The 15693-nt window shown below is 61.4% G+C and carries 14 protein-coding genes and 1 pseudogene; 8 read left to right on the forward strand and 7 right to left on the reverse strand.

Annotated features, from left to right (window positions below; all coding sequences use genetic code 11):
• Window positions 1-3 precede the first annotated feature (3 nt).
• The 3 genes from uvrY to AD663_RS16245 form a co-directional block, all read right to left on the reverse strand.
• Complete coding sequence (uvrY, locus tag AD663_RS16235; RefSeq protein WP_003182764.1) at window positions 4-645, reverse strand: UvrY/SirA/GacA family response regulator transcription factor; 642 nt, start codon at window positions 643-645, stop codon at window positions 4-6.
• A gap of 126 nt (window positions 646-771) precedes the next feature.
• Window positions 772-1206, reverse strand: a complete 435-nt coding sequence (locus tag AD663_RS16240; protein WP_053214148.1) for an N-acetyltransferase — start codon at window positions 1204-1206, stop codon at window positions 772-774.
• 10 nt (window positions 1207-1216) lie between these two features.
• Entirely contained in the window at window positions 1217-1975 is a 759-nt protein-coding gene (locus AD663_RS16245; protein WP_003182768.1) for a carbon-nitrogen hydrolase family protein, read from the reverse strand.
• A 612-nt stretch (window positions 1976-2587) separates the two neighbouring features.
• Between AD663_RS16245 and AD663_RS16250 the strand changes: the two genes are divergently transcribed.
• The gene (locus tag AD663_RS16250; protein ID WP_053214149.1) at window positions 2588-3658 is read left to right on the forward strand and encodes a 3-deoxy-7-phosphoheptulonate synthase; all 1071 of its coding nucleotides are present in this window, start codon (window positions 2588-2590) and stop codon (window positions 3656-3658) included.
• 35 nt (window positions 3659-3693) lie between these two features.
• Here the strand turns inward: AD663_RS16250 and AD663_RS16255 are convergent, their stop codons facing one another.
• On the reverse strand, window positions 3694-4689 hold the full coding sequence (locus AD663_RS16255) for a hypothetical protein (protein WP_256217222.1): 996 nt from the start codon (window positions 4687-4689) through the stop codon (window positions 3694-3696).
• A gap of 392 nt (window positions 4690-5081) precedes the next feature.
• Between AD663_RS16255 and AD663_RS16260 the strand changes: the two genes are divergently transcribed.
• The 6 genes from AD663_RS16260 to AD663_RS16285 all read left to right on the forward strand — a co-directional run bounded on the left by AD663_RS16260 (window position 5082) and on the right by AD663_RS16285 (window position 12016).
• The gene (locus tag AD663_RS16260; protein WP_003182775.1) at window positions 5082-5960 is read left to right on the forward strand and encodes a triacylglycerol lipase; all 879 of its coding nucleotides are present in this window, start codon (window positions 5082-5084) and stop codon (window positions 5958-5960) included.
• 94 nt (window positions 5961-6054) lie between these two features.
• Window positions 6055-6336: a peptidylprolyl isomerase gene (locus AD663_RS16265; protein ID WP_003182776.1), complete on the forward strand. Its 282-nt coding sequence runs from the start codon at window positions 6055-6057 to the stop codon at window positions 6334-6336.
• A 129-nt stretch (window positions 6337-6465) separates the two neighbouring features.
• Entirely contained in the window at window positions 6466-8334 is a 1869-nt protein-coding gene (locus AD663_RS16270) for an extracellular solute-binding protein (RefSeq protein ID WP_053214150.1), read from the forward strand.
• On the forward strand, window positions 8334-9392 hold the full coding sequence (locus AD663_RS16275; protein ID WP_003182779.1) for a microcin C ABC transporter permease YejB: 1059 nt from the start codon (window positions 8334-8336) through the stop codon (window positions 9390-9392). Before AD663_RS16270 ends, AD663_RS16275 begins: the two co-directional genes overlap by 1 nt.
• Complete coding sequence (locus tag AD663_RS16280) at window positions 9392-10414, forward strand: ABC transporter permease (RefSeq protein WP_003182783.1); 1023 nt, start codon at window positions 9392-9394, stop codon at window positions 10412-10414. Before AD663_RS16275 ends, AD663_RS16280 begins: the two co-directional genes overlap by 1 nt.
• Window positions 10415-10441: 27 nt before the next feature.
• The gene (locus AD663_RS16285) at window positions 10442-12016 is read left to right on the forward strand and encodes an ABC transporter ATP-binding protein (protein WP_053214151.1); all 1575 of its coding nucleotides are present in this window, start codon (window positions 10442-10444) and stop codon (window positions 12014-12016) included.
• A 229-nt stretch (window positions 12017-12245) separates the two neighbouring features.
• On the opposite strand, the gene AD663_RS29630 is transcribed toward AD663_RS16285, so the two are convergent.
• From AD663_RS29630 to AD663_RS16295, 3 genes and pseudogenes are all read right to left on the reverse strand, one after another.
• Window positions 12246-12707, reverse strand: coding sequence for a methyl-accepting chemotaxis protein (locus AD663_RS29630; RefSeq protein WP_371261196.1), 462 nt, complete (start codon window positions 12705-12707; stop codon window positions 12246-12248).
• Window positions 12708-12797: 90 nt separating this feature from the next.
• Window positions 12798-13577, reverse strand: a pseudogene (locus AD663_RS29635) (PAS domain-containing protein); the annotation flags it as partial.
• Window positions 13578-13746: 169 nt separating this feature from the next.
• Window positions 13747-13962, reverse strand: a complete 216-nt coding sequence (locus AD663_RS16295; protein ID WP_003182789.1) for a TIGR02450 family Trp-rich protein — start codon at window positions 13960-13962, stop codon at window positions 13747-13749.
• Between the two features lie 174 nt (window positions 13963-14136).
• On the opposite strand from AD663_RS16295, the gene AD663_RS16300 reads away from it, so the two are divergent.
• Complete coding sequence (locus AD663_RS16300; protein ID WP_053214153.1) at window positions 14137-15552, forward strand: sigma-54-dependent Fis family transcriptional regulator; 1416 nt, start codon at window positions 14137-14139, stop codon at window positions 15550-15552.
• Window positions 15553-15693: the final 141 nt, after the last annotated feature.

Genomic DNA, 15693 nt, shown 5'->3' on the forward strand with positions numbered 1-15693 from the left:
TTTTCAGGCGCTGGCATCGACCATGCCGTGGCGCACCGCCAACAGCGTCAACTCAACGTCGCTGCTGATCGAAAGCTTCTCGAAGATACGGTAACGGTAGGTGTTGACGGTTTTGGGCGAGAGGCACAGCTTGTCGGAGATGATTTGTACTTTCTGGCAGCCGACGATCATCAAGGCGATCTGGATTTCCCGCTCCGACAGCGCATCGAAGGGCGAGTCGTTGGTGGGCTGGAACGATTTGATTGCCAACTGCTGGGCAATTTGCGGGCTGATGTAGCGTTGCCCGGCGAAAACCAGACGAATGGCCTGGACCATTTCGTTCAAACCGGCCCCCTTGGTGAGGTAGCCCGCTGCGCCTGCCTGCAACAACCGGGTCGGAAAGGGATCTTCTTCACAGACGGTGACCGCGACGACCTTGATGTCCGGGTGACTGCGCAACAGTTTTCGCGTGGCCTCCAGGCCGCCGATGCCAGGCATCTTGACGTCCATCAGCACCACATCCGGCTTCAACTCACGCGCCTTGATCAGCGCCTCTTCCCCGGATTCAGCCTGCCCAACCACCTGCAGGCCATCGATATCAGCCAGCATTCGTGTAATGCCCGTACGGACTAGATCATGGTCATCGACCACTAACACCCTAATCAAGCAGACACCTCACGATTTGGTCTTATTTGGATTGCCCCACACCTTAGCAAAAACCATTCGCCAGACCTAGCGCAAAAGGGACGGATAACAGTTACAACACATCTTCTTCACCACGCGGCCAAGGCCTCAAGCACCAGCGTCTCGCTGCATCCTCAGGAAACACTCGTCCTCGCCCACAACCCGCAGCCCCATGCGTTCGTACAGTGCCCTGGCCGGATTATTCTTGAAAACCGTCAGGCGCAGTGCCGGTCGACGCTCCTGCGCCACCAGGCGCCAAACCTGTCCGATCGCCCAGGTACCGGCGCCCTGCCCGCGAAACGCTTTATCGATCTGTAATTCCCGGATATATAAAGCGCGCGCGTCACGGCTGAGGCTGACAAAGCCCAGCACCTGGTCCCCACGGTAAATGATCCAGTTCTGGCGAATGATCCAGGCCAGATCGAACGCCTCGTCCTGCCATAGCAAATAGTGCTTGATGTAATAGGGAAGCATGTTGTCGCAGGTCAATTGACGGGCAAAGTCGATGTCCCCGGCAACAGCCTCACGCCAGTCAAAGCTCATGGGTACCTCGTCAAGGCCGCATAACCGGCACGACTTGCCCGGCCCACCCCTCGGCATCGCGACGGGCAATGACCAGGAGTTCACCCGCGCCTGTCGCGGCCGCGACCAGCGAACCGTCCGGGCCCCAGATCGCGCTGCGCCCGGCCGATTCCCAGCCTCCAGTGGCGCCACCATGGTTGGCCATCAGGACCGTCATGGCGTGCTGCCCGGCATAACCCTGCAACAAGGTAGTGTCAGGTGTATAGCCGCCTTCGGTAATCAGCACGCCTGCTGCATACAGCGTAGCGCCCTGCGCGGCCGCAGTCGCGGCATGACTGGGGTGAGAGAAATCGGCACACACTGCCAGCGAGATGTGTTCCTGCCCTATCTCCAGCATCGAGCCGCCGTGGCCTGGAGCGAACGCGACTTCTTCCCCAGGATGCAAATGTTGCTTGCTGTACACCCCAAGGGAGCCGTCGGCACCGAGGACCAGCGCGCCGATCAACACCGGCGCCTCTGCCGACAAGCGAATCGGCATGCCCACCACGGCAGTCAAGCCGAGCTCGCGCGCCAGGTCACGCAGCGGTTGCAAGACGGCGTCGTCCGGCAGGATGGCCAGGCCCGCCGCGAGGCCGCGTTCGTAACCGGTGAGCGACAGCTCGGGAAACACCAGCAGCTGCACGTCCTGTTCAGCGGCGGCCTGCATGAAATGCTGATGGCGCAGGAGATTGGCGTGAACGTCCCCCGCGATGGAAATCGACTGGGCGGCGGCAAAGGCTGGAACGGTCATGGTTATCCTTGAAGGGTCGCGCAAGCCTGAAGTTTGTCATAACGCCCACCGGACTCAAGCCAAAGCGGACAATTGCATGGAGCCGATAGCATTTTCTGATTGAAGCGGCGTACCGCCCTCTAGTAAGCTCAGGCTCATTCATCGGAGACACACCATGTTCAATGCCCTCTCACAGCTTCCTACCGCCAGCGTCCCGCGCTCGGTTGCGGCTGCGCGGGTGAACAACGTGCAAAGTCCGGTCAGTTTTTATTTTGGGTATTGGTTTAGCCACTGGCGCGCCTGATACCCAACCGGCGCCCACTTCAACGGGTCGCCTGCCAGAGTTTCCAAACCCCCGGTCGGCCTCCCGACCGGGGGTTTTGTTTTTTCCGGCCATACATTTTTGCAGCATCGACACCTTGAGGATTGAGCCATGAACTACGCCACTTATTACCGTTACGACAGTTTTTCCGCCTGGCGATTTACCAGCCACCGCTCGGGACAGCCTGCCGCCTCCGATCGGTCACCTACCGGTGGCAAGCCTCAATTGCGGGCCAATACGGCCAATTGTCGAACACCCCAATAGGACCTGCGCGCGGGAACCAACCCGCCCCACGTCCAGGAAACCAGATCATGAATTCGTCCGTCTCCGCTTTGCCGCTGTCCACGCTCAACCCGGCCAATGAAGCCCTGACCCTGCGTCTGCCGAGCTCGTTGCAGCTCAAGCAACAACTGCCCCTCAGTACGACTTTGAGCCAGCAGGTGCATGCCCATCGCCAGGCCATTCGCGCGATCCTCGACGGTGAGGACTCCCGCCTGTTGCTGATTGTCGGCCCCTGCTCCATCCACGATCCTAAGTCCGCCCTCGAATACGCCACCAACCTGGCCCGCGTGGCCCATGAAGTCAGCGACAGCATGCTGCTGGTGATGCGCGCCTACGTCGAAAAACCGCGCACGACCGTGGGCTGGAAAGGCCTGGCCTACGATCCGCGCCTCGATGGCAGCGATGACATGGCCGCCGGCCTGACTCTGTCCCGAGAACTGATGCGCGAAATGCTGCAACTTGGCTTGCCCGTCGCCACCGAATTGCTGCAACCGATGGCCGCCAGTTACTTCGACGACCTCCTCAGCTGGGTTGCCATTGGTGCCCGCACCACCGAATCACAGATCCACCGGGAAATGGCCAGCGGCCTGGGCATGCCGGTGGGTTTCAAAAACGGCACCGATGGCGGGGTCGGCATTGCCTGCGACGCCATGCGCTCGGCGGCCTATCCCCATCGGCATTTCGGTGTCGACAGCCAGGGGCATCCGGCGATCATCCAGACCCCGGGCAATCGCGACACACATCTGGTTTTACGCGGCGGCCATCGCGGACCGAACTACGACCACCAGAGCGTCGCGCAGATCCACAGCGACCTGACCCGCCTGAGGATACCGGCGCGGATCATGGTCGATTGCAGCCACGCCAACAGCGGCAAAGACCCGCTGCGCCAGCCGCAGGTGTTCAATGACGTGCTGGAACAGCGCCTGCAAGGCAACCGCGCCCTCATCGGCATGATGCTGGAGAGTCATCTGTTCGAAGGCTGCCAGCCGCTGGGCCCGTCGATGCGCTACGGCGTATCGGTCACCGACGGTTGCCTGGGTTGGGAAGCCACCGAACAGCTGCTGCGCCAGGCCCATCGCAAACTGCAAGCGCCCGCCTGAGATCCCGCAAGCGCCCTCCTCCGGGAGGGCCTCGCTCAGCCCTGCACCTTGGAGCGCACCTGGACCGTGACCTCGCCGGATCGCTGGCTGACGTCATCCAGGCGCTCGACCTGATAAAACAGCGTCACTGATCGGCCGCGCTGCTCCTGCCAATACGCCACAGGCACGACAAAACTGAGCGCCTGACCGGCCGTGACCTCGGTGATTTCCCGCTCCTCGACATGGGCATAATTGCCATTGCACTGAAACCAGACCAGCTCGCCCGCCTCGGTCCCCGCATTTTCGATGACGACCGTCAGCCCACTCTGAAGCTCATCGACTTCCAGCACCCCATCCTCCAGCCCCAGGATCCGAGGCGCCCTCAGCGCAGGACGCACCAGCGCGCCTATGTTCAGCGATAAGGGCTCGGCACGGCGTACCGAATGTCCCTGCCGCACGACATAAACCAGGCTCAGTGCGTTGCCGACATGGGGCGCAATTTGCGAATGATCGATCCAGAACGACACCTCGCGGCCGACCGTGTGAGCCTCTATCTCCAGCACATCGCGCCAGAGTGCCTTGGCCTCCCGGCTGGCGATCAGGATCAGTCGGTCTCCCGTGGCCATTCTGAAATAGGGCCGGACGGTCAATGCCGTGCCTTCTGGCACGCGAGCCGGATCAAGGCTGCCACCCACCGCCTCCTTGGCAATGGCGGCCAGCAACTGTGACGGCGCGTCGCCGATCTGCAGTTGCAGCGGCTGCGAAACCAGCGTGGCCGGCAATTGTTTGCCGATGACTTGGTAGGAAATTTCCAGCGATCCGCCATCCAGTTCAGCGATATGTGGCTCGCGCACGACGAAAACGACATTCCGGCCAACCTGGCGCTCCGTCACGAATCGGCTTTCTTGATAACGGTAGGGTTGGGCATCCGGATTGAGCCCGTGCCAACGCAGCAACACTTCATCCCCACACGCCATCAGCGGATAAGGCTTGATGGTGATGACCACCTTCCTCCAGGCGGGGTTGATCACGCCGCCCTTGGCGGCAGGCAAATCAGGCGCAGGGAGCCTCGCTGGGGAGGTCTGCCGGGGGCGTTGGGCGGGTCGGTAAGGGTTCATGTACAGGCTCCAGTCCTTGGAATAAGGGCACCGTTCATATGACCGCGCCCGAGAACACCATTAAAACCCGACCGTCCCAAACCCACAGTCAGACAAGACAACGGCACCAGTGGTCCCTGGCGCTTGAATGCGTAGCTGCAAACCACAGGCGCTATCGGAAGTATCCAGTCACCCTTCGCTCCGTCCGACTTCTGATCGGATTCTTCCTGCTTTTTTTATTCCAGTTTCAGTGAGTCACTGCGGTTTCTTCCTACACCGCCCAACGGAAGCCTGGATTAGAGTGAGGTCGCAATCTCAACGTGAACCTCTTCGAAAAAGGTACGAACATGCAACGGAATGCAACCACTCAATTTCCCATCCTGCTGGTCCCTGGGTTGTTCGGGCTTGAGACGATCGGCGGTTTCGAATGTTTCCATGGCATCCGGCAAGCGCTGCGCACCGCTGGCGCCCGGGTGTTCATTCCTTATCTATCGGCTACCCATTGCAATGAGGCCCTCGGCGAGCAATTGCTGGCTCAGATCGATCGGGTCCTCAATGGCACCGGCGCGACCAAGGTCAATCTGATCGGCCACAGCCAAGGAGCATTGGCCGCCCGCTACGCCGGTGCACACATACCCGGAAAAGTCGCCTCGGTGACCTCGGTCAGTGGTCCCAACCAGGGCTCCGAGCTGGCGGATTTCCTGCGCAAGGCCCTCGTTCCCGGACGATTGCCAGGGCCAGTAGCAAGCAAGGTCGCCACGCTTTTTGTCGACTTCATCGCGTTGCTCACCGGCCAGACGCAGCTCCCGACCTCCACGGTCGCGGCATTGGCGGCGCTGACCACCGAGGGCGTTGGCACGTTCAACGACAAATATCCCCAGGGCCTGCCGAAAAACTGGGGCGAGAGCGGCCCGGACAAGGTCAACGGCGTGCGCTACTACTCCTGGAGCGGCACCTTGCAAGACGCGCCCGGGGCAGCGGGCGACGTGACCGACCCGCTGCGTCTTTTCTGCCGCGCCTTTGCCGAGTACTTCATCACCGAAGCCGGGCAGAACGACGGCATGGTCGGACGCTTCAGCTCGCACTTGGGCAAGGTGATTCGCTCCGACTATCCAATGGACCACATGGACGCCATCCACCAGCCGGTGGGCAAAATACGCAAGGGAGCCGACCCGATAGCGCTTTATGTGCGCCATGCCGAACGCTTGCGCAAAGCCGGCCTTTGATCGCTGCCTCACGGATTTGACGCAATTTTGACAACAACCCGTCCATGAATCCGGTAGGCTCAACACCTTTGAAAATAGCGAAAGGAAATTTCCCATGGCCAAAGCCACTGCCCGTCACATCCTGGTTTCCACCGAAGACAAGTGCAACGAACTGAAGGCCCAGATCGAAGCCGGTGCCGATTTCGCCGAAATCGCCAAAGCCAACTCTTCGTGCCCATCCAGCCGTCAGGGCGGCGACCTGGGCTCGTTCGGTCCAGGCCAGATGGTCAAGGAGTTCGACACCGTGGTATTCAGCGCACCGATCAATGTGGTCCAGGGCCCGGTGAAGACCCAGTTCGGCTACCACCTGCTGGAAGTCACCAGCCGCCAGGACTGATCCCGGTTTATCGACATAACGGCCCGCCATTCGGTGGGCCGTTGTGTTTGGGTCACGTGAGGGGCTGGCGATCCATGCGCCGCTCGCGTACAAATCGTGGTCATCGATCACCCGGCTTTAAGGCTGACAATGCGACTGGCGTTCCCTTCACTGCTATTCACTGCCGTGGCCCTGCTGGCAAGCGCCTTTGGCGCGAACGCAGCACCGCAACATGCCCTGACCGTCTACGGTGAACCGGCCAAGTACACCGAAGGCTTCGGCCACTTCGCCTACGCCAACCCCCAAGCGCCCAAGGGCGGCACCATGCGCCGCTCGGCCATCGAGATCGGTCATTTCGACCATGTCCTGCCCTATATCGACAAAGGCATCGGCGTCAGCCAGATCGATGGAATGCTCTACTCACCGCTGGCCCAGCGCTCGCTGGATGAACCCTATACCGTCTACGGCCTGGTGGCCGAGAAAATGGAGCGCGCCGAGGATGGCCTGTCCCTGCGCTTCTACCTGAACCCCAAGGCCCGTTTCGCCGATGGCAAGCCCATCACCGCACAAGACGTGCGCTACAGCTTCGAGTTGCTGATGTCCCAGGGCAGCCTGCGCTATCGCACTCAGTTCGCGGCGGTCAAAGGCGTCGAGGTGGAATCGGAGCGCACCGTTCGGTTCGACTTCAAGAACAACGAAAACCGCACCCTGCCCCTGGATATCGCCACCCTGCCGGTATTCCCCGAACACTGGTGGAAAACCCGCGACTTCGCCAACGGCGGCGGCTACGAGGCCCCATTGGGCAGTGGCCCGTACCGGGTGGGCAAGGTCGATTCCGGCCGCAGCATCACGTTCGAGCGCAACGCCGACTGGTGGGGCAAGGACCTGCCCGTCAGCCGTGGGCTCTACAACTTCGATCACTTCAGCATTGAATATTTTGGCGACACCGACGTGGCCCGCCAGGTGCTGCGCGGCGGCGCCTACGACTACAACCGTGAATTCTCCGCCACCGCCTATTCCATCGGTTATGACGGCCCGGCCCTGCACGACGGCCGCTTGCAAAAGGCTCACCTGGCCACCGAGGCGCCCCAAACCGCCCAGGGCTTTGTGTTCAACCTGCAGAAACCGCAATTCCAGGATCGCCGTGTGCGCCAAGCCCTGGCCATGCTCTGGGATTTCGAATGGAGCAACCGCCAGATGATGCGCAACCTCTATGTGCGTCAGCAGAGTTACTTCTCCAATACCGACCTGGCTGCTCGACAACTGCCTGATGCCGCCGAGTTGGCGATCCTCGAACCCTTGCGCGGGCAAATACCCGATGAAGTCTTCAGCCAGGTATTCGAAGCACCAAAAACCGACGGCAGCGGCGTGATCCGCGACAAGCAATTGCAAGCCCTGGCGCTGCTGGAACAGGCCGGCTGGAAACCCGACGGTGACCGCCTGGTGAATGCCGAGGGCGAACCGTTGAGCTTCAATTTCCTGGTCAGCCAGAACGGCATCGACCGCCTGCTGCTGCCCTACAAGCGCACCCTGGCACAGATCGGCATCGACATGAGCATCCGGCGGATCGACGCATCCCAGTACGTCAATCGCCTGATGAGCCGCGACTACGACATGATCATCACCGGCTACCCCGTCAGTACCTCGCCGGGCATGGAGCTCTACAATTATTTCGGCTCGGCCGCCGCCAACGATCCGGGGGCCAATAACTACATGGCCCTGAAGAACCCGGCTGTTGACGCGTTAATTGATGGGCTGGTCAAGGCCACGACCAAGGCCGACATGCTCCGCCACGCCCACGCCCTGGACCGCGTGCTGCAATGGAATTACTACTGGATCCCCAACTATTACCCGCCTGGCAGCTCGACCGTGTGGTGGAATCGCTTCGGCATTCCCAAGGTGCAGGCGAGCAATGAAGAAGCCATCGAGAGCTGGTGGGAAATCAGCACCACACCGCTGACCAACGAACAGATGACCGCCGAACGCATCAAGCGTGGCGCATCCGGAGGATCGCACTGATGTGGGCTTATATCGCGCGGCGCCTGCTGCTGATCATCCCGACGCTGGTGATCATCCTGCTGGTGAACTTCGTCATCGTCCAGGCCGCACCAGGCGGGCCGGTGGAACAGGCCATCGCCCATCTGCAAGGCATCGGCGGCGCCAGCGTCGGCAGTTCGGGCAATGCCATGACGGGCAATTCCCGCGCCAGCCGCGGCCTGGACCCGCAGCTGATCAAGGACATCGAAAAACAGTACGGCTTCGACAAGCCCGCCCATGAACGCCTGTGGCTGATGCTCAGCAGCTATGCCCGCCTGGACTTTGGCAAGAGCTTCTTCCGCGGCGCCACGGTCACTGACCTGATCCTGGAAAAAATGCCGGTGACCATTTCCCTCGGGCTCTGGGCGACGCTGCTCACGTATCTGGTGTCGATTCCCCTGGGCATCCGCAAGGCCGTACGCCACGGTTCCGCGTTCGACGTATGGAGCAGCACCGCGATCATCATCGGCTATGCCATGCCGGCGTTCCTCTTCGCAATGTTCCTGATCGTGGTATTCGCTGGCGGCACGTCGTTGAACTGGTTCCCGGTGCGCGGGCTGGTGTCGGAGAACTTCGAGTCGCTGTCGACCCTGGGCAAGGTCGTCGACTACTTCTGGCACCTGGTGCTGCCGGTCACGTCGCTGGTCATCGGCGGCTTCGCCACCCTGACGATCCTGACCAAGAATTCGTTCCTCAATGAAATCACCCGCCAATACGTGGTCACGGCGCGGGCCAAGGGCATGAGCGAGCGACGGGTGCTGTACGGCCACGTATTTCGCAATGCCATGCTGCTGGTGGTATCGGGCATTCCCCAGGCGTTCATTGGCGTGTTCTTTGCCGGCTCCCTGCTGATCGAGGTGATTTTTTCCCTCGATGGCCTGGGGCGCATGAGTTACGAGGCCGCCGTGTCCCGGGACTACCCGGTGGTGTTCGGCTCGCTGTTTATCTTCACGCTGTTCGGCCTGCTCATCAAACTCATCGGCGACCTCTGCTACACCTTGGTGGACCCGCGCATCGACTTCGCCGCGAGGAACGCCTGATGTTCAAGTTGTCTCCCTTGGGCCGCCGGCGTTTCGAGCGTTTCAAGAAAAATCGCCGGGGCTGGTGGTCGCTGTGGCTGTTCATCGGCCTGTTCATCCTGACCCTGGGCGGCGAACTGATCGCCAACGACAAGCCGTTGGTGGTGAGTTACCAAGGCTCGCTGTATTTCCCGGTGTTCAAGCGCTACACCGAGCAGGCGTTCGGCGGGCAGCTGCCGTTCCAGGCCGATTACCGCAGTGGCTACGTGCAGAACCTGATTCACAAGGACGGCGGCTGGCTGCTGTTTCCACCGATCCCGTTCAGTGACGACACGCCCAATTACGACCTCAACCAACCGGCGCCAAGCCCGCCCTCGTCGGTGAACTGGCTGGGCACCGATGACCAGGCCCGCGACGTGCTGGCCCGGGTGATATTCGGCGCCCGGGTGTCGATCCTGTTCGCCCTGGCCCTGACGGCCATCAGTGCGCTGATCGGCATCGCCGCCGGCGCCTTGCAAGGTTATTACGGGGGCTGGGTGGACTTGCTGGGACAACGTCTGCTGGAGGTTTGGTCCGGGCTGCCGGTGCTCTATCTGCTGATCATCTTGTCCGGCTTTGTCGAACCGAATTTCTGGTGGCTGCTGGGGATCATGGCGCTGTTTTCCTGGCTGGCCCTGGTGGACGTGGTCCGGGCCGAGTTTTTGCGCGGGCGTAACCTCGAATACGTGAAAGCCGCCCGGGCCCTTGGCCTGTCCGACCGCAAGGTGATCATGCGGCACATCCTGCCCAATGCGATGAACGCCACCCTCAGTTACCTGCCGTTCATTCTCACCGGAGCGATTTCCACCCTCACTGCCCTGGACTTCCTCGGCTTCGGCATGCCGGCCGGCAGCGCCTCGCTGGGTGAATTGATCGGCCAGGGCAAGCAGAACCTGCAAGCGCCGTGGCTGGGGCTGACGGCGTTCTTCACCCTGGCGCTGATTCTTTCCCTGTTGGTGTTTATCGGCGAAGCGTTGCGAGACGCGTTCGATCCACGCTCTTGAAAACAGCCATGAAGCGGAAACCTTGAGATGAGCGACAACCTGATCGAAATCCGCGACCTGAGCGTGGCCTTCAACGACAACACCGTGGTGCGCAACCTGTGTCTGGACATCCGCCCCGGCGAATGCCTGGCGCTGGTGGGCGAGTCCGGCTCCGGCAAATCGGTGACCGCCCACTCGATCCTGCAATTGCTGCCCGAAACCGGAACCCGCACCACTGGCAGCATTCGCTATCGCGACCAGGAGTTGGTGGGGGCCGAAGCCACGACCTTGCGAGAGCTGCGCGGCAATCGGATCGCGATGATCTTCCAGGAGCCGATGACCTCGCTGAATCCGCTGCACAGTGTTGAAAAGCAGATCGGCGAAACCTTGATGCTGCACAGAGGCCTGGGCGGCAAGGCGGCGCGCCTACGCATTCTGGAGTTGCTCGCCCTGGTCGGCATCCAGAAACCCGCCGAGCGGCTCAAGGCCTACCCCCACCAACTGTCGGGCGGCCAGCGGCAACGGGTGATGATCGCCATGGCCCTGGCCTGCGAGCCGGAACTGTTGATCGCCGACGAACCGACCACCGCGCTGGATGTGACCGTACAGCGCAAGATTCTGCTGCTGCTCAAATCCCTGCAAAAACGCCTTGGCATGTCGTTGCTGCTGATCAGTCACGATTTGAACCTGGTGCGCAGCATCGCCCAACGGGTCTGCGTGATGAAGTCCGGGGAAATCGTCGAGCAGGCGCCTTGCGAAACCCTCTTCAGCGCGCCGAAACATCCCTACAGTTGCGAGCTGCTGCACGCCGAACCGGAAGGCGAAGCCCTGCCCCGGGACGAACGGGAAGACGTGTTGCAGGTGCAGGACCTGCGGGTGAGTTTTGCCCTGGGCGGCGGGCTGTTCCGCCGCAAGGAATACCTGCGCGCGGTGGACGGCATCAGCCTGAGTATCCAGCGCGGCAAGACCCTGGGTATCGTTGGGGAGTCCGGCTCCGGCAAATCCACCCTCGGCCAGGCGATCCTGCGGTTGATCGAATCCGAAGGCAGCATCCGCTTCCAGAACGAGCCCCTCGACCAGCTCTCGCAAAAAGCCCTGCGCCCTTGGCGCAAGCAGATGCAGGTGGTGTTCCAGGACCCGTTCGGCAGCCTCAGCCCCCGGATGTCGGTGCAGCAGATCATCAGCGAAGGCCTTGAGGTTCATCAACCCTCCAGTCCCGCGCAATGTGAAGCCCGGGTGATCCAGGCTCTCCAGGAAGTCGGCCTCGACCCCCAGACCCGCCATCGCTACCCACACGAATTTTCCGGCGGACAGCGCCAACGCATCGCCATTGCCCGGGCGCTGGTGCTCAAGCCGGCGCTGATACTGCTGGACGAACCGACCTCGGCCCTGGACCGCACGGTGCAAAAGCAAGTGGTCGCCCTGCTCCGTCAGCTCCAGGCGAAGTACGACTTGACCTACCTGTTCATCAGCCATGACCTGGCGGTGGTCCGCGCCCTGGCCCACGACCTGATCGTGATCAAGGACGGCAAAGTGGTCGAGCAAGGCGCCAGCCATGAAGTCTTCAACTCGCCTCAGCACCCCTATACCAAAGAGCTGCTGGCGGCGGCGCTGCCCAGGTAAAAGCCCGCGTTAATCCTGATGCGGTTCATTGGAAAAGAATGACGGTCCTGTGGCGAGGGAGCTTGCTCCCGCTCGGCTGCGAAGCAGTCGTAACCGGCGGGTACGGGTGTGCCTGATGCTCCGCATTGGGCAGGTTTTGGGACCGCTTCGCGGCCCAGCGGGAGCAAGCTCCCTCGCCACGGGTTTGTCGATTGCCTTAAGTGAACAGCTTTACGCTTTTATCCAGTGTTTAGCTGCGGCGCTGATCCAGCGCCAAGGCAAATTCGCCGATTGCTTCCACCACCTGCTGCGCCCCTCGGTGAATGTCGAGGATGACCGTGCCCGCCTGGTTCGCCAGCGTCACGCCCTGCTCGGCCTTGAGCGTGCTGGACTGCATGCTGGTCACCGCTTGCCGGGCCAGGTCGCGGTTCTTGCCGACGACTTCGGTGATGGCCACCGTTGCCTGGCTCGTGCGCCGTGCCAGGTTGCGAACTTCATCGGCGACCACGGCGAAACCGCGTCCCTGCTCCCCCGCTCGCGCCGCTTCGATGGCCGCATTGAGTGCAAGCAAGTTGGTCTGTTCGGCAATACCTCGGATGGCATCGACGATGCTGCCGATTTCCTCGGACTGGGCGCTCAAGGCGCTGATTCCCGTGGCCACTTGCTGGAGTTCGTCGGCGATGCTTTGCACGATGGTCACTGTCTGCTGCACAACCGCAGTGCCCAGCTGGGTGTGCTCATCCGTCTGCCGGGACGTCTCGAACGCCAACCGCGCCGCATTTGATTCAGTCTGGCGTTGCTCGACCTCACGGGTGTAATCGGTGGCGAACTTGACCACCCCATACAACCGGCCCTGAGCATCGTAGAGCGGGTTGTACGTCGCCTGCAGCCAGACCGTGGCGCCGTGTTTGTCGATACGCTGGAACAGACCGGTCATGTACTCGCCACGATTCAGTCCGGCCCAAAAATCTCGATATGCCCCGCTATCAACCTCGCTGGGCTTGCAGAACAGGCGATGATGCTGACCGCAAACTTCCTCCAGCCGATAGCCCATGACCTTGAGGAAATTGGCATTGGCCCGCACCACCTGGCCACTCAAGTCGAATTCGATAACCGCCATGGACCGGTCAATCGCTTGCCTGAAGCTGGATTCGGTCTGGCTGCGAAGGATGCGCTCGCTGACATCATGGGCCACTCCAATGATGCGCTGCAGGTTGCCATCCTGGTCGAGCACCGGCATGTAGCTGGCCTCCACCCACAGCCAGCGCCCATCGCGGGTCAGGTGCAAGAACTGCGCTTCGACTCGCTGCCCCTGCCCAACCTGCTGCCACAGCGCGGCGTATTCCCGGCTGCGTGCATAAGCGGGCTCACAGAACATCCGATGATGCTTGCCTTGAATCTCTCCGAACGCGTAGCCCGCCATGCTCAAGAACAGCGAATTGGCGCTGAGCACGTGCCCCGCCGGATCGAATTCAATGATCGCCATCGCTTGATGGAAAGCGGCCCGTTCGGCCTCTAGGGCGGCCTGCCTGGCCTGGATCGGGTGCAAGGTTTCCTGATGCTTGCGAGTGCGAATGAACATGGGTACCGCTCCGGAAACGTAAAGTGCCTGGCCGTAGGCATCGCACGACACGATGCCTTGTTCGCTTAAGAGGAGCCATTAAGCCACTATCTCTCGATAAATTGTACAATTTTAAATATTTGTACAATTAAATTGCGCAGCAAGGCCAGTCCGGTCATGCGCGCGGCGCTCAATGCCAGCCGATTTTCCAGCGCTTGTCATCCCGCAGCTCAGACCAGTCGAATAGCTCCACCCGCTGGCTGTGTACGGCCTGAAGCTCGACTTGAACAGGGACACCGGCCTCGTCACAGATCAGTTGGGTGACCAGGAAATGCTTTTCTCGATTGGCCGGCTGGCAGGCCGTCCATTTGGAAAGCTTCAGCTTACGGGGATTGAATGCGTTCACACGTTCTCCATACAGGGCAGGAAATCCGAACGCGATCATGTACACAAACCGTTATCTGTACAAGTTAACCGGACAGATAACGGGACAGTTTCGATCCAGCGATTTCCCCCGGCATAATGCAGCTCTTGGCAATCCTTCACCCGAGGCTGCCGGCAAACCCCTTGGAAATGCCCGATGAACCCCACCGAAAGCCTCAAGGACTACAAGCGCGTACGCACGCTGGCGATCCGCTCCTTATTCGAGATCATCGAGCAATCCAGCGAGGGCACGGTGATTGTCGACCGCGATGCGAACATCGTCTGGATGAACGAGCGCTACGCCCGACGCTTCGGCCTGAATTCGGCACAGGAGGCGATTGGCCGGGCTTGCGAAAGCGTGATCCCCAGCAGTTTGCTGCGTGAAGTGGTGCGCACCGGGCGGCCGATCCTGCTGGACATGCAAGACACGCCCAAGGAACCGCTGGTGGTCATGCGCCTGCCGATCCACGACAGCGCCGGCGCGGTGATCGGCGCCATCGGCTTCGCCTTGTTCGATGAGTTGCGCAGCCTGTCGCCGATGCTCAAGCGCTACTTGAGCATGCAGGAAGAACTGGCCTCCACCCGTTCGCTGCTACGGGCGCGGCAGACCAAATACAACTTCGCCCATTTCATTGGCACGAGCAGCGCCGGACTCGAAGTCAAGCGTCGCGCCCGACGCAGCGCCAGCGCAGATTCACCGGTACTGCTACTCGGCGAAACCGGCACTGGCAAGGAATTGCTGGCCCAGGCGATCCACAGTGCTTCACCGCGAGCACACAAGGCATTCGTCAGCATCAACAGCGCGGCGATTCCCGAATCCCTGCTGGAGGCCGAATTCTTCGGCACTGCCCCTGGCGCCTTTACCGGCGCCGACCGCAAGGGCCGCGCTGGCAAGCTGCAGATTGCCCAGGGCGGCACGCTGTTTCTGGATGAGATCGGCGACATGCCGTTGCCCCTGCAAAGCAAGTTGCTGCGGGTGCTCCAGGAAAAGGAATACGAACCGGTTGGCTCCAACGAGGTGCTGCAAAGCGACGTGCGCGTGATCGCTGCCACATCCACCGATCTGGAAGCGGCCATCAAGCGCGGAGAGTTTCGCGCCGACCTGTATTACCGCCTGAATGTACTGCCAATCCAGGTTCCGCCGCTGCGCGAACGCCTGGATGACCTGCCCGCCCTGAGCGAAGCGATCCTTGAAGAGCTGCGCAGCCAGCACGAACTGAACCACGATGCCCTCGCCTTGCTGGCCCAACACGCTTGGCCCGGCAACATCCGCGAACTGCGCAACGTGCTGGAACGGGCAGCGTTGCTCAGCGATGACTTGGTGCTCACTGCGGCCGATATCCGCGCGGCCATCGGCACCTTCACCCCAGTCACCCGCGACACGAGCCCGCACCTCGACGCCTTGCCCCACGAAACCTTCAGCCAGGCACGGGCGCGATTCGACCGGCAACTGATCGAAACCACCCTCGCGCAATGCGGGGGCAAGGTGGTTGAAGCGGCTGAGCGATTGGGGTTGGGACGGTCGACGCTGTACAAGAAAATGGTGGCGCTGGGGATTGCAGAGTCTCAATAACGAGACGTCGATCTCCAAACGTAGACAGATCATCTTGTAAGCGTTTTACGCTTATCGCGAGCGAGCTCGCTGCCACAGGAGGCGGTGTCTTCCTGGAATACCCCGTCCCCCTGTGGGAGCGAGCTCGCTCGCGATGAAGCC

It is taken from the genome of Pseudomonas sp. Q12-87, assembly GCF_001269755.1.
In the GTDB taxonomy this organism is placed as follows: domain Bacteria; phylum Pseudomonadota; class Gammaproteobacteria; order Pseudomonadales; family Pseudomonadaceae; genus Aquipseudomonas; species Aquipseudomonas fluorescens_S.

Bases quoted from the DNA above. Each gene is read 5' to 3' on its own strand.
- AD663_RS16240 (WP_053214148.1), bottom strand. From the start codon at position 1,206: ATGAGCTTTGACTGGCGTGAGGCTGTTGCCGGGGACATCGACTTTGCC.
- AD663_RS16260 (WP_003182775.1), top strand. From the start codon at position 5,082: ATGCAACGGAATGCAACCACTCAATTTCCCATCCTGCTGGTCCCTGGG.
- AD663_RS16275 (WP_003182779.1), top strand. From the start codon at position 8,334: ATGTGGGCTTATATCGCGCGGCGCCTGCTGCTGATCATCCCGACGCTG.
- AD663_RS16280 (WP_003182783.1), top strand. From the start codon at position 9,392: ATGTTCAAGTTGTCTCCCTTGGGCCGCCGGCGTTTCGAGCGTTTCAAG.
- AD663_RS16270 (WP_053214150.1), top strand. From the start codon at position 6,466: ATGCGACTGGCGTTCCCTTCACTGCTATTCACTGCCGTGGCCCTGCTG.
- AD663_RS16300 (WP_053214153.1), top strand. From the start codon at position 14,137: ATGAACCCCACCGAAAGCCTCAAGGACTACAAGCGCGTACGCACGCTG.
- AD663_RS16245 (WP_003182768.1), bottom strand. From the start codon at position 1,975: ATGACCGTTCCAGCCTTTGCCGCCGCCCAGTCGATTTCCATCGCGGGG.
- AD663_RS16265 (WP_003182776.1), top strand. From the start codon at position 6,055: ATGGCCAAAGCCACTGCCCGTCACATCCTGGTTTCCACCGAAGACAAG.
- AD663_RS16285 (WP_053214151.1), top strand. From the start codon at position 10,442: ATGAGCGACAACCTGATCGAAATCCGCGACCTGAGCGTGGCCTTCAAC.
- AD663_RS16250 (WP_053214149.1), top strand. From the start codon at position 2,588: ATGAATTCGTCCGTCTCCGCTTTGCCGCTGTCCACGCTCAACCCGGCC.